The sequence below is a fragment of the Nocardia sp. CDC160 genome (assembly GCF_035818795.1).
Taxonomy (GTDB): domain Bacteria; phylum Actinomycetota; class Actinomycetes; order Mycobacteriales; family Mycobacteriaceae; genus Nocardia.
On record NZ_JAYKYT010000002.1, the window covers coordinates 429,806 to 442,877 of the forward strand.

Annotated in this window: 10 protein-coding genes; 4 read left to right on the forward strand and 6 right to left on the reverse strand. The window is 68.7% G+C overall.

Going from position 1 to position 13,072, the window contains the following annotated elements:
* Nucleotides 1-1,227: an MFS transporter gene (locus VMT40_RS09410; protein ID WP_326357596.1), complete on the forward strand. Its 1,227-nt coding sequence runs from the start codon at nucleotides 1-3 to the stop codon at nucleotides 1,225-1,227.
* 168 nt (nucleotides 1,228-1,395) lie between these two features.
* Nucleotides 1,396-2,838 (forward strand): pentapeptide repeat-containing protein, encoded by a 1,443-nt coding sequence (locus tag VMT40_RS09415; RefSeq protein ID WP_326357597.1) that lies wholly within the window; start codon nucleotides 1,396-1,398, stop codon nucleotides 2,836-2,838.
* A 33-nt stretch (nucleotides 2,839-2,871) separates the two neighbouring features.
* Here VMT40_RS09415 and VMT40_RS09420 read toward each other — a convergent pair whose 3' ends face one another.
* A complete protein-coding gene (locus tag VMT40_RS09420; RefSeq protein ID WP_326357598.1) occupies nucleotides 2,872-3,648 on the reverse strand; it encodes a VOC family protein in 777 nt (258 codons plus the stop codon).
* Nucleotides 3,649-3,763: 115 nt separating this feature from the next.
* Between VMT40_RS09420 and VMT40_RS09425 the strand changes: the two genes are divergently transcribed.
* On the forward strand, nucleotides 3,764-4,555 hold the full coding sequence (locus tag VMT40_RS09425; protein ID WP_326357599.1) for a hypothetical protein: 792 nt from the start codon (nucleotides 3,764-3,766) through the stop codon (nucleotides 4,553-4,555).
* Here the strand turns inward: VMT40_RS09425 and VMT40_RS09430 are convergent, their stop codons facing one another.
* On the reverse strand, nucleotides 4,556-5,209 hold the full coding sequence (locus VMT40_RS09430) for a class I SAM-dependent methyltransferase (protein WP_326357600.1): 654 nt from the start codon (nucleotides 5,207-5,209) through the stop codon (nucleotides 4,556-4,558).
* Between the two features lie 76 nt (nucleotides 5,210-5,285).
* Between VMT40_RS09430 and VMT40_RS09435 the strand changes: the two genes are divergently transcribed.
* The gene (locus VMT40_RS09435; RefSeq protein ID WP_326357601.1) at nucleotides 5,286-6,401 is read left to right on the forward strand and encodes an alcohol dehydrogenase catalytic domain-containing protein; all 1,116 of its coding nucleotides are present in this window, start codon (nucleotides 5,286-5,288) and stop codon (nucleotides 6,399-6,401) included.
* A gap of 34 nt (nucleotides 6,402-6,435) precedes the next feature.
* On the opposite strand, the gene VMT40_RS09440 is transcribed toward VMT40_RS09435, so the two are convergent.
* The 4 genes from VMT40_RS09440 to VMT40_RS09455 form a co-directional block, all read right to left on the reverse strand.
* Nucleotides 6,436-7,113, reverse strand: a complete 678-nt coding sequence (locus VMT40_RS09440) for a pyridoxamine 5'-phosphate oxidase family protein (protein WP_326357602.1) — start codon at nucleotides 7,111-7,113, stop codon at nucleotides 6,436-6,438.
* 78 nt (nucleotides 7,114-7,191) lie between these two features.
* A complete protein-coding gene (locus VMT40_RS09445; RefSeq protein WP_326357603.1) occupies nucleotides 7,192-8,907 on the reverse strand; it encodes a serine/threonine-protein kinase in 1,716 nt (571 codons plus the stop codon).
* A 107-nt stretch (nucleotides 8,908-9,014) separates the two neighbouring features.
* Complete coding sequence (locus tag VMT40_RS09450; RefSeq protein ID WP_442789969.1) at nucleotides 9,015-10,355, reverse strand: M16 family metallopeptidase; 1,341 nt, start codon at nucleotides 10,353-10,355, stop codon at nucleotides 9,015-9,017.
* An 85-nt stretch (nucleotides 10,356-10,440) separates the two neighbouring features.
* Nucleotides 10,441-12,702 carry a polyribonucleotide nucleotidyltransferase gene (locus VMT40_RS09455; RefSeq protein WP_326357604.1) on the reverse strand — a complete coding sequence of 754 codons (2,262 nt, stop codon included), beginning with the start codon at nucleotides 12,700-12,702 and terminating at the stop codon, nucleotides 10,441-10,443.
* Nucleotides 12,703-13,072 lie beyond the last annotated feature (370 nt).

A 13,072-nucleotide genomic window follows, 5' to 3' on the forward strand; every position in this document is an offset into this window, starting at 1 on the left:
ATGGCGACAGTAGTTGCGGCAACTCGAGCCGAGCAGGGCAGCCAGACCTGGGCGTACGCGCTCATTCTCGCGGCCAGCGGGGTGGCGCTGGGGGTGTCCGGCGCGCCCGCGCCGCTGTATGGGATCTATCAGCAGAGCTGGCATTTCTCGCCGCTCACGACGACTTTCGTGTTCGCCGCCTACGCGGTGGCGGCGCTGGGTGCGGTGCTCGTCTCGGGGCGCATCTCCGATGTGGTGGGGCGGAAGCCGGTGTTGCTGGGTGCTTTCGCGACCATGATCGTCGGGCTGGTGGTGTTCCTGCTCGCCGACAATGTGGCGATGTTGCTGATCGCGCGGGCGCTGCACGGCGCGGCGGTCGGTGCGACCGTGGTGGCGGGCGCGGCGGCGCTGCTGGATCTGCGACCGCAGCACGGGGCGCGGTCGGGCCAGCTGTCCGGGGTCGCCTTCAATGTCGGTATGGCCGTCGCGATTCTGGGGTCGGCGGTCTTGGCGCAGTACGCGCCGCATCCGCTGCGGACCCCGTACGTCGTGATCACGGTGGTGTGCGCGCTCATCGCGGCCGGTGTGCTGGTGCTGCGCGAGCCGCACGGGGCACGCAAGAAGCAGCGCATCACGATTGCAAAACCGGCCGTGCCGCAGGAGATTCGCAGTGACTTCTGGTTCTCGGCGCTGGGCGTGATGGCGGCCTGGTCGGTGCTGGGCGTGCTGCTGTCGCTGTACCCGTCGCTGGCCTCGGCCAAGACCGGGATCCACAATCTGGTCTTCGGCGGCGCGGTGGTGGCCTCCACCGCGACCGCGGGCGCGCTCGCCCAGGCCGTCGCCGGTGGGATTCCGGCGCGCCGGGCCGCCATCATCGGCGATATCGGCATGGCGGTCGCGCTGGTGCTCACCATTCCGGCGCTGAACACCGGCAACTGGGTGCTGGTGCTGCTGGCCGGATTCGCGCTGGGCGGCACCTTCGGGCTCGGCTTCGGCGGGTCGCTGCGGCACCTGTCCAATGTTGTGCCGCAACACAAGCGGGGCGAGACCATGTCGGCCTACTACCTGCTGGCCTACTCGGCCATGGCGATTCCGACGGTCGTCGCGGGCTGGGCAGCCACCACCTGGGGGCTGAGCACGGTGTTCCCGTGGTTCGTGGTCGTGGTGGCGCTGGCCTGCGTGGGTGCCGCGGCCATCGGGCTGCGGCGCGAGCAGGCTCCGGCCGAAGCGGCCGTGGAGACCGTCTGATTTCTCCCGGATAGTCCGGATCGAGTCCGCCCGGTGACATCGTGTCACCGGGCGGATCTGTCATTTCGGACGAAAAGGATTGGTGTTACGCAGATTTCGGGGGTGCGAAGTCCCGGCGGAATTGCCGCATCCGATGCGTGACCGGGCGCGGGTCGCTATTGTTCGGCTATGCGGCGGTGGAGGTTCGGTGGGGTGGTGAGCCGGACGGTCCACCGGTCGGGTCTGATGTGGTCGGTACTGGCGGCGGTGGTCGGCGGGCTCGCGATCGCGGGGCTCACCTGGTGGGGGCTGTGGCACTTCCTCGGGGTCACCGCCGAGACGCCGAATCGTCTGGATCTGGGCAAGGTCTCACTCGCCGTGACGGCGGGCGTCGGCGGTGCGGTGGCGCTGGTGGTGGCCTACCGGCGCCAGCGCGATTCCGAACGCGGCCGCTTCGCCGATGTCTTCGGGGCCGCCGCGCGGCAACTCGGCGATCCGGATGTGGCGGTGCGGATAGCGGGCGTCTACGCCATGGCCGGTGTGGCCGACGAATTCTCCTCGCGCTGGCGGCGGCAGCAATGCGTGGACGTGCTGTGCGGGTACCTGCGTCTGCCGTATCACCCCGAGGAGGGCAATAGCCACCTCGTCTCCAAGACCCAGCGCATCGAGGACCACGGCACCGCCGTCGAGCGCGTGTTCACCTACCGCCAGAACGACCGGCAGGTGCGCGACACCATCGTGCGGGTGATCGCCGAGCATCTCCGGCGCACCGCCGAAACCTCCTGGTCCGCCTGCGATTTCGACTTCTCCGACGCGGTGTTCGAGGATGTGGACTTCCGCCACGCGGTCTTCGCGGGCCGCACCGTCCGCTTCACCAATACCCAGTTCCTCAGCGGCCGCACCGTCAGCTTCGAGCAGGCGCGCTTCCTCGGCGGGGAGGTCACCTTCCAGGGCGCGATGTTCCGCACCCCCGCCTCCTTCGACCGGGCCGTCTTCGCGCACACCGCCGTGGACAAGACCGATCGGGCGGGCGCGCGAACCGTCTTCACCGAGGCCACCTTCGGCGGCGGTGTCAGCTTCGAGGGCGCGCAATTCCAGGGCGCGCGAACGGCTTTCGACCGCACCACCTTCGCCGGTGAGCGCGCCAGCTTCGCCAATGCCGCCTTCGCCGCCACCCTGACCAGCTTCGAGCGCGCGGTCTTCGACGGGGAGCGGGTCACCTTCACCGGAGCCGAATTCACCGGCGCGCGAGTCACCTTCGCCGATTCCCGCTTCTACACCGAGTCCAGTTCCTTCGACTGCGCCCAGCTCGGCGCGCAGGTCCGCTGGCGCACCGGCCGCACCCAGGAGGTGACCTTCGTTCGCGCCGAATACCACGGCCGGGTCTCCTTCGCCGACGCCGTGTTCTCCGGGCGCTCGGTGAGTTTCGCCAATGGCGATTTCTTCGGCGACATCTCCTTCCGCCGAGCGGCCTTCGATGCCCGCGCCGTCAGCTTCGAACGCCCGAAGGCGTGGGTGGGCGTCCACTTCGATTGGGAGGCCAGCCCGAATACCAAACCGGCCAATATCACCCCGACGATGTGGCCGCCCGTGCTGGCCGAATCCGAAACCGTGAAGGATCCGGCCGCCTGACCGTCCGCGCCGGGGTGACGTGGCCGCCGGGTGTCAGGCGGGCTGCTCCGGCTTCAGCATCGCGAACTGCGCCCCGAACGGATCGGCGAGAATGGCGAACCGGCCGACGGACGGAATGTCCATGGGCGGCACGATGACCGCCCCGGAGGCCGAGGTGACCGCCGCCGCCCGATCATCGACATCCTCGACGCCGAAGTACGGGAGCCAGTGCGGGGTCTGGCCCTCCATCAACGGCGCGATGCCGCCGAAGCTGGTGGCATCCAGGTCGCCCTCGCTGGTGGACAGGATGGTGTAGGGCATGTCGGGCATGTCGGATTGGGCCGCCCGCCACCCGAACTGCGCGCCGTAGAACGCGGCCGCGGCCGCCGGATCGGCGACGTGCAACTCCACCCAGCCCAGGGCGTTGGGCGCGCTGGCGAGTTCGAAGCCCGCGAAGTCTCCCGGCTGCCAGACCGCGTACGGCGCGCCCTGCGGATCGGTCAGATTCGCCATCCGGCCCGCGCCCATGACATCGAAGGCGTCGGTGCGAATGGTCGCCCCGGCCTGTTCGGCCGCCTTGGCCGCGGCGTCCGCGTCGGGGGTCTGGAAGTACACCGTCCACGCCGAGCTCGCGCCCTCCTCGGTGAGCTGCCCGAGCCCGGCCACCGTCTTGCCGTCCACCTGCAGGAACCCGTAACCACCGGCGTCCGGTCCCGCGGACTGGAACTGCCAGCCGAAGACCGCCGCGTAGAAGGCGGCGGCCGCGCCCGGCTCGGGGCTGCCGAGGTCGAGCCAGTTGGGGGAACCCGTGACGAATTCGGTTGTGAGCACTGGATATTCCTTTGCGAATAGGGATTGGCCGCCGGGAACGCCCCGGCGGCTCCAGCATTCCACCGTCCGCCCGGGCGGGTTGTCGGATTGCCCGGTTGTCGTCGGGTGCGATAGCTTGCAGACGATCGAGGTCTGGGTTGGTGGAGGGGACGCGGGCGTGTGGGTTGTGGTCGGGATGGCGGTCGTCCTGCTGTCCGTGGCGGCCGCGCTGGGCGTCCGGGCGATCGCGCGCCAGGAGCGCGCGCCGCGGGAACCGATCGAACCGCGTCGGCGGACGGCGATCGTGGCGCTGGCCCTCACGGGCTGGTTTCTCGTCTACGCCGCGGTGGCCTCGAATCTGCCGTTCGTGCACCATGACACCGTCGCGGGCAAGGCCATTGCCGCGCCGCCGGAATTGGTGCGGGCCGGTCAACCCACCACCACCGCGGCGAAACCGCATGCCGACCCCCTGGCGTCGCTGAAGGTCGGCGATTGCGTCGAGGTGCCGATCCAGCAGGCCAAGGACTCCTCGGGCGCGCCCACCTGGAAGGCGGGTTCCCCGGAACCGTCGGACTGCAATTCCATCGACGCGAATTACCGTGTGCTGCAGGTCGGCCCGGAGCCGTGCGGCGGGCCGCTCTACACCCTGGATTCCGCGCCGCGCGACAAGACCGGCAAGGTCCGCTATCACGTGTGCATGACCTTCGATTGGCGCGTCGGGGTCTGCTACGACACCACCACCATGGACGCCCCGTCCAAGGTGGACTGCGGCACGCCCGGCGATCACATCGTTCAGGCGACCGCGGTGTTCGAGAACTCCACCTCGGGGGCAGGCTGTCCCCGGGACGGCCGCGGCGCGGTGTGGGTGGTCTGGAGTCAACTCCAGCTCACCGTGTGTTTCCGCGGCAGCGACAATCCCGGGAAGTGATCAGCGGCTACGGCCGACGGTAATGACGTCCGGAATCAGCCAGGACGGCAGCGGGCGGCTGATCTTACGCTGATCGACCACCTCGAAACCGGCGTCTTCCAGCAGCTTTCGGGTCTCGCGCGGTGAGGGCGCGTGGGCCGGGAACAGCGGGCTGCGGGTCAGCCGCTGAATCGGGCGCGAGGTCGGGCTCGACGGGTGCACGGTCGCGATGGCCACCAGCCCGCCGGGGGACAGCACCCGGTGGAACTCGCGCAACGCCACCGGATGGTCGAAGAAGTGGAAGGCGCTGGTGGAGACGACCGCGTCCAGCTCGCCGTCGGCGAAGGGCAGATGCTCCGCGGCCGACTGCCGCCACTGCACGGCCTCCGAGCGTGCCCGGGCCTGGGCCAGCATGCCCTCGGAGGCATCCACGCCGTACACCGCGTCCGGGTGCAGCTCACGCTGGATTCGGGAGGTGAGAATGCCCGTGCCGCAGCCGATGTCGGCGATCCGGCGCGACCCGGCCCGCCGCAGCTCGGACAGGACCTGATCCTGCGGCGGACGGTAGACGACCAACTGCAGCGCGGCGGTGTCATAGGCACGGGCGACATTGCCGAAGAACTGCGTCACCACGTGGTTGAAGGCTCTGTTGCCGGTGGTCAGCGAAGTGCTCATGGGTGCTCCTTATCTGTCACCCATCGAAGCAGATATCCAGCTGTCTGGGAAGGTTCCGTGGAGTACCGTCTGGCTCATGAGGATTCGTGGTGCCGTCCTGGAAGTCATCGGAGCCCCGACCCCGTTCGCGGAGTCGAAGCCGATCACCGTCGATGAGCTGGAGCTGGGCGAACCCGGCCCCGGCGAACTGCTGGTCAAGATCGAGGCCGCCGGGCTGTGCCATTCGGATCTGTCCGTGGTCGACGGCAATCGGGTGCGGCCGGTGCCCATGCTGCTCGGCCACGAGGCCGCGGGCCGCATCGAGGCCATCGGCCCGGGCGACAGCGATCTCCAGGTGGGTCAGCGCGTGGTCATGACCTTCCTGCCGCGCTGCGGTCAGTGCGCGGGTTGCGCCACCGACGGGCGCACCCCCTGCGAACCCGGCAGCCTGTCCAACAATGCGGGCGAATTGCTCAGCGGCGGACGCCGATTGCTGCGCGACGGCGCGGAAGTCCATCACCACCTGGGTGTTTCGGCCTTCGCCACGCACGCGGTGGTGGATCGCCGCTCGGTCGTCCCCGTCGACGACGATGTGCCGCCGGAGGTCGCCGCCGTGCTCGGCTGCGCGGTGCTGACCGGCGGTGGGGCGCTGCTGAATTCGGCGAAACCCGGTCCGCACGACCGGATCATGGTGGTCGGTCTCGGCGGTGTCGGCATGGCCGCCGTCCTGGTGGCCGCGGCCCTGCGCGCCGGGACCGGCGGCGAGGTGATCGCCGTCGACACCGTCCCCGAAAAGCTGAAGATCGCCACGGAATTGGGCGCGACCGCGGCCTATACCCCGCAGGAGCTCGCCGCCGAGAACATTCAGGCCGAGGCCGTGATCGAGGCCGCGGGCAATATCCGCGCCTTCGAAACCGCCGTCGCCGCAACGGCTCCCGGCGGCGTGACGGTCACCGTCGGTCTGCCCGCCCCCGACGCCCGGGCCAGCATCTCGCCACTGGGGCTGGTCGCCCAGGGCCGCGCCATCATCGGCAGCTACCTCGGCTCCGCCGTCCCCTCCCGCGACATCCCCGAATTCGTCCGCATGTGGCGCGAGGGGAAACTCCCCGTCGAGCGCCTGGTCTCCTCCCGCATCGAGCTCGAGGACATCAACGAGGCGATGGACGAGCTCGCCGCCGGTCACGCCCTGCGTCAGGTGATCGTGTTCGACTAGCAGGGCTCTGCGAGTACCACGATGGTCGGGAAGGCTAGCGCGCCGACATTTCGTCCAATTGCGCTCGCAGTGCCTCGTTCTCGCGGCGCAGTTGGTCGATCTCGGCGGTGAGGCGGTCGCGGTCGGCGGCGGCGGTGCGGCGTTCGAGGGCTACGGCCTCGTCGAGGCGGGCCTTGGTGAAGCGGGGGCGGATGTATTTGACGCAGTTCCAGTTGGTGGCTTCGACGGTGATGAGGATGGCGCGTTCGGCGATCTTCTGGATCGCGCCGGTGTAGGCGCTGGCGACGCGGTCGACCAGGTCCGGGTCGTCGGCGCGTTCGACCATGCGGGCGCGGCCGTAGAGCTTCAGGCGTTCGCGGAGCGGGTAGTCGATGAAGAAGAGGGTGACGCGGTCGTTGGTGGTGAGGTTGCCGACGGTGACGTACTGGTGATTGCCGGACAGGTCGGCGAAGGCGATGGTTCGGTCGTCGAGGACCTGGACGAAACCCTGTGGGCCGCCGCGATGTTGGATGTAGGGCCAGCCGTCGGGGGTGGTGGTGCCGAGGAAGAAGGAGTCGGCGGCTCGAATGAATCCCTTCTCGCGCATCTCGAGCGCCTGGGGCTCATCGCGACCGTTCTCGAGTTGCGCACCGTAGTCCCGATAGCTCCCCGCGATCCGCTGTCGCTCCCGCGCCGCCTCCGAGAAGGCGATCCGCGCATACCGATTCGACATTGCGCTCCCTTCCACATCCCCTACGAACGCGTTTTACGGTACGCCCGTACTGGATGGGGGGAGGTGCGGTGTTCGTCACTACGGGGTGAGCGGCAAGGTTTTCCACCAGTCGACAATGCCGCTGGGGGTGCTGGGGTTGCCTCGGGTGTAGAGGAGGAACTTCTCGCGGGCCGGATCGTCGAAGAAGGAGGTGGCGAAGGCGGTGGAGGGAACGTCGACCGGGGCGTCGAAACGGTGGTTGGTGTACTGCTTCTTGCCGCAGAACTCCTTGAAGGTGAGGTCCTCCAAGGTGCTTCCGGCGGGACGGATGCGGTGCGTCGCCGCTCGCGCCACGGCCGCGGAGCTGTAGGCGAAAACGACGTACTCGCGGACCTCGTGGTCGGCCGAGTACTGGCAGTCCCAGGCCGCAGACCAGCCCTCGAAGGCGATGGGCGGCAGGAAGTCCCGGGTGTCGTGATCGACCACGCGGCAGCTGGCGGCCGCGTAGCCGGAACCCAGTTCGGGATTGCGCGGCACCAATCCCGGGAAGGCCGCACTGATTTCGGCGATTTCGGCGGCGGGCGACTTGGGTTTGGCGGTATTGCCGGACGGCGTCACGAGAAACAGCGCGAGTCCCAGTGCGGCCGCGAGGCAGACACCCAGCAGCACCACGGCCCGCAACCCCAGGATCCACCGGCGACCGGTCATCGGCCGCGTTTTCGATTCCGCCGCAGTGACTTTCGGGAACCGATCGCTGGGCGGACCCATGAGCGCCGGAATGTCGGTGAGCCGACCCGAGCGCAATGCCACCGACTGCTGCGCCGACCGGCGCTGGGCATGGGCACCCGACTGCAAGGCTCGCGGGTCCTGCCGGGGCCGCGGACCCGTCGCGCTCCCCCGCCGATTCGCCGCGGCCGAATCCGCCCGGCGCACCGGCTTGTCCGGGGTTCGCTCACGAATCGAGATGGTCGCCGAACCCACCGGATCCCCGACCGTCAAGGCCCGCCGCGCCGCCGCCGCGAACTCCGAACACGACGGATACCGCGCCTCCGGATCCTTGGCCAGCGCCCGCGCGAACACCGGGTCCAATGCCGCGGGCAGCCCGGGCCGCCGACTCCGCACCGGCGGCGGATTGTCGTACAAATGCGATTTCACGATCGCCCCGAGATCCGACGCCGGAAACAGCGTGAACCCGGTCAACAATCGAAACAGCGTGCAGGCCAACGAATATTGATCCGACCACGGCCCCACCGGATGATTCTGCAACTGTTCGGGCGAGGCGTAGGCCAGCGTCGCCATCACCGATCCGGACCCGGTGAGTCCCCCCGTGTCCTCCTGGAGTCGGGCGATCCCGAAGTCGGTGAGCAGCACCCCCGCCTGCTGTTCCCGCGTCTCGCGCGCCAGCAAGATATTGGCGGGCTTCACATCCCGATGCAGCACACCCACCCGATGCGCGTAATCGAGCGCGTCGGCCGTGGCGGTGACGATCTCCACGGCCTGCTCGGCCGTCATATCCGTCACCGCCTCGGCCTCGACGCCGTCGACGTATTGCATGGCGATCCACAGTCGCCCGTCCTCGACCCCCCGGTCGTACACGGTGACCACGCCCGGGTGATTCAATCGCGCGGCCAGATCGGCCTCGCGCTCGAAGCGCGCGTGAGTCTGGTTGTCGCCGTGGAATTCCGCGTTCAATACCTTGAGCGCGATCCATCGCGGCAGTCGGGGATGGCGCGCCAAGTACACGGCGCCCATTCCGCCACGCCCGAGCTCGCGTTCGATCACATACCCGGCGAAGTTCTCACCTGGAGAAAGCACTGACCCCTCCCATTCCGGCGAGGTGATCATAGCCACAAACGGGCATACCTCACCGGCAACGGGAAACTACCGCCGGGTAGCGAATTCGCGGGCGAATCCGCGAATTCTCAGGGAACCAAACGACGTACGGCGACCGGCAGGTCCCGCGTGCGCCGATAGGGTCCCGCCACCGCCACGCCGAAGGGGCGGGCGAGGAGGGTCGCGGCGATCTTGGAGACCTCGTCGGTGGTGACCTCGTCGATGCGCAGCAGGGTGTCGGAGACGCTGCGGTGGTTGCCGTAGCTGAGTTCCGAGCGGCCGATGCGATTCATGCGGGAGCCGGAATCCTCGAGCCCGAGCACCAGACCGCCGCGCAGCGAACCCTTGGCGCGGGCGCATTCCGCGTCGGTGATGCCGTTGGCCGCGACGTCCTCGAGCACGCCGCGCGCCAAAGTGGCGACGTGGCCGAGGTTTTCGGGCTGGCAGCCGATGTAGACCGAGAACGCGCCGGTGTCGGCGAAGGTGTCGACGCTGGAGTACACCGAGTACGCCAGGCCGCGCTCCTCCCGAATCCGTTGGAACAGCCGCGAACTCAGACCGCCGCCGAGCACGGTATTGAGCACCGACAGCGGCCAGCGCTTCTCGCCCTCGTGGCGGCCGAAGGCCCGGGTGCCGAAGACCAGGTGCGCCTGCTCGCTGTCGCGCTGAATGCGCAGCAGCTCCGGATTGCCGCGCGGACGGAACCGACCCTCGCGCCGGGGCGCGGGCTCGAGTCCGGGTTCGAGGCGATTCGCGAAGGCGCGGTACACCAATTCGACCACGTGGTCGTGCTCGATATTGCCCGCCACGGCCACCACCATGCGGTCGGGACGGTAGCGGCGCAGATGGAACGAGCGCAGCTGGTTGGCCTGCATGGATTCGATGGTCTCGATGCTGCCGATCACCGGCCGCCCCACCGGATGATCGCCGAACAGCGCGGTGAGGAAGGCGTCGCCGACCATGTCCTCGGCGTCGTCGTCGCGCATGGAGATCTCCTCCAGCACCACCTGACGCTCGACCGCGACATCCTCGGCCCGGCACAGACCATTGAGCACCACGTCGGAGACGAGATCCACCGCCAGCGGCAGATCCTCGTCGAGCACGTGCGCGTAGTAGCAGGTCTGCTCCTTGGCGGTGAACGCGTTCAGTTCGCCGCCAACGCCATCCATGGCCTGTGCGATGTCCAGGGCCGAGCGCGTGGGCGTGGCCTTGAACAGCAGATGCTCGAGGAAATGCGCGGCACCGGCGACCGTCGGGCCCTCGTCGCGCGAGCCGACCCCGACCCACACGCCGACCGATGCCGACCGCACGCCCGGCACGTGCTCGGTGACCACTCGTAGGCCACCCGGCAGAACCGTGCGGCGGACGCCGATGTCCGTGGCGGGGGCCTCTTTCCGGTCGATCACCAGTGAAGAGCCCCCCTGCTCCAGATTCCGGAGCAAGGGGGCGGTGTCTGTCGCGGTGCGCGCGGAACCCGCGCGCACCGCGGACTGCTTCTTCGTCACAGAGAAATAATTACTCTGCGATCGCGTCGACCGCAGCCGAGGCTTCGGAGTTGTCCGAATCCTCGTCGATCGGCACCAGCGAGATCTTGCCGCGGTTGTCGATGTCGGCGATCTCGACGCGGATCTTGTCGCCCACGTTGACCACGTCCTCGACCTTGGCGACGCGCTTGCCGTTGCCCAGCTTCGAGATGTGGACCAGACCGTCGCGGCCCGGCAGCAGCGAGACGAACGCGCCGAAGGCGGTGGTCTTGACGACCGTGCCCAGGAAGCGCTCGCCGACCTTCGGCAGCTGCGGGTTGGCGATGGCGTTGATCGCGTCGATCGCGGCCTGCGCCGACGGGCCGTCGGTCGCGCCGACGAACACGGTGCCGTCGTCCTCGATGGAGATGTTGGCGCCGGTGTCCTCGGTGATCTGGTTGATGACCTTGCCCTTGGGCCCGATCACCTCGCCGATCTTGTCGACCGGGATCTTGATGGCGGTGACGCGCGGTGCGTAGGGGCTCATCTCGTCCGGGGTGGCGATGGCCTCGGCCATCACGTCCAGGATGGTGTAGCGGGCGTCCTTGGCCTGGTTCAGCGCACCCGCGAGGACCTGCGACGGGATGCCGTCGAGCTTGGTGTCCAGCTGCAGGGCGGTGACGAACTCGCGGGTACCGGCGACCTTGAAGTCCATGTCGCCGAAGGCATCCTCGGCGCCCAGGATGTCGGTGAGGGCCACGTAGCGGACCTCGTCCTCACCCTTGTCGTTCTTCACGGTGTCCGACACCAGGCCCATGGCGATACCGGCGACGGGGGCCTTGAGCGGCACACCGGCGTTCAGCAGCGACAGGGTCGAGGCGCAGACCGAGCCCATCGAGGTGGAACCGTTGGAGCCCAACGCTTCCGAGACCTGACGGATGGCGTAGGGGAACTCCTCCTGCGACGGCAGGACGGGCACCAGGGCACGCTCGGCGAGCGCGCCGTGGCCGATCTCGCGACGCTTGGGCGAACCCACGCGACCGGTCTCACCGGTGGAGAACGGCGGGAAGTTGTAGTGGTGCATGTAGCGCTTGGAGGTCTCCGGGCCGAGCGAGTCGACCTGCTGCGCCATCTTCACCATGTCCAGGGTGGTGACGCCCAGGATCTGGGTCTCGCCACGCTCGAACAGCGCCGAACCGTGGGCCCGCGGCACCACGGCGACCTCGGCGGACAGCGCGCGAATGTCGGCCAGGCCACGGCCGTCGATGCGGAAGCTGTCGGTCAGGATGCGCTGGCGCACAAGCTTCTTGGTGACCGAGCGGAACGCCGCGCCGATCTCCTTCTCGCGGCCCTCGAAGGACTCCGCGAGCTCCGAGAGCACGGCGAGCTTGATCTCGTCGATCTTCGCCTCGCGCTCCTGCTTGTCGGCGATGGACAGCGCCTCGTTCAGCTCACGCTTGGCGGTGCCCTCGACGGCCTCGTAGGCGTCCTGCTGGTACGGCAGGAAGATCGGGAACTCCTCGGTCGGCTTGGCGGCCAGGGTCGCCAGGTCCGACTGCGCCTTGCACAGGCGGGCGATGAACGGCTTGGCGGCCTCGAGGCCCTGCGCCACAACGGCTTCGGTCGGGGCCTGGGCGCCGTCGGCGACCAGCTCGATGACCTTCTCGGTGGCCTCGGCCTCGACCATCATGATGGCGACGTCACCGTCGACCACGCGGCCCGCGACGACCATGTCGAACACGGCCCCCTCGAGCTGCTCGACGGTCGGGAACGCGACCCACTGGCCCTCGATCAGCGCGACGCGCACGCCACCGACCGGACCGGAGAACGGCAGGCCCGCGATCTGGGTGGACGCCGAGGCGGCGTTGATCGCGACCACGTCGTAGAGATCCTTCGGATCCAGCGACATGACGGTCACGACGACCTGGATCTCGTTGCGCAGGCCGTCGACGAACGACGGGCGCAGCGGCCGGTCGATCAGGCGGCAGGTCAGGATCGCGTCGGTGGAGGGGCGGCCCTCGCGACGGAAGAACGAGCCGGGGATGCGGCCCGCGGCGTACATACGCTCCTCGACGTCCACCGTCAGCGGGAAGAAGTCGAACTGATCCTTGGGCTGCTTGGAGGCGGTGGTCGCCGACAGCAGCATGGTCTCGTCATCGAGGTAGGCGACCACGGAACCCGCGGCCTGCTTGGCCAGACGGCCGGTCTCGAAACGGATGGTGCGAGTTCCGAAGGCGCCGTTGTCGATCAGGGCGACGGACTCGAAAACGCCGGGCTCGACCTCGGCGGCGGAACTGGTCTGGGTGTCAGACATGTGTTTTCTCTCAACCTCTCGTCTTCGCCGGTTGCTCGCACATTCGTCTCGTGCGATCCGGCTCGTCGGCCGTACCCGGCATGGGCGCGCGCCGACCCTCGTGGTCAGCGGCACGCACACCCGGCCGGTACCCCCTTGGGTACGGCGACGCGGAGGCGGTCATCGATCGAAGCCCTCCGGGCGCGCAGGGTTCATCCTCTTGCTACGCCCCGAAAAGCCACTACCGAAGACCGACGCCACGCGACGGGTGCATACGGCTTCTGTTGGCGTATACACGTCTCGACCTCCCCCTCGTGGGGATTTCGGACACATATACGAAAGGCCAACGAGGAGATTCTATGCCTCCTCGTTGGCCGGTTCGTCAACTACC

Coding starts and splice junctions, on each gene's coding strand:
- VMT40_RS09435 (WP_326357601.1), top strand. CDS start 5,286: ATGAGGATTCGTGGTGCCGTCCTGGAAGTCATCGGAGCCCCGACCCCG.
- VMT40_RS09415 (WP_326357597.1), top strand. CDS start 1,396: ATGCGGCGGTGGAGGTTCGGTGGGGTGGTGAGCCGGACGGTCCACCGG.
- VMT40_RS09430 (WP_326357600.1), bottom strand. CDS start 5,209: ATGAGCACTTCGCTGACCACCGGCAACAGAGCCTTCAACCACGTGGTG.
- VMT40_RS09410 (WP_326357596.1), top strand. CDS start 1: ATGGCGACAGTAGTTGCGGCAACTCGAGCCGAGCAGGGCAGCCAGACC.
- VMT40_RS09440 (WP_326357602.1), bottom strand. CDS start 7,113: ATGTCGAATCGGTATGCGCGGATCGCCTTCTCGGAGGCGGCGCGGGAG.
- VMT40_RS09455 (WP_326357604.1), bottom strand. CDS start 12,702: ATGTCTGACACCCAGACCAGTTCCGCCGCCGAGGTCGAGCCCGGCGTT.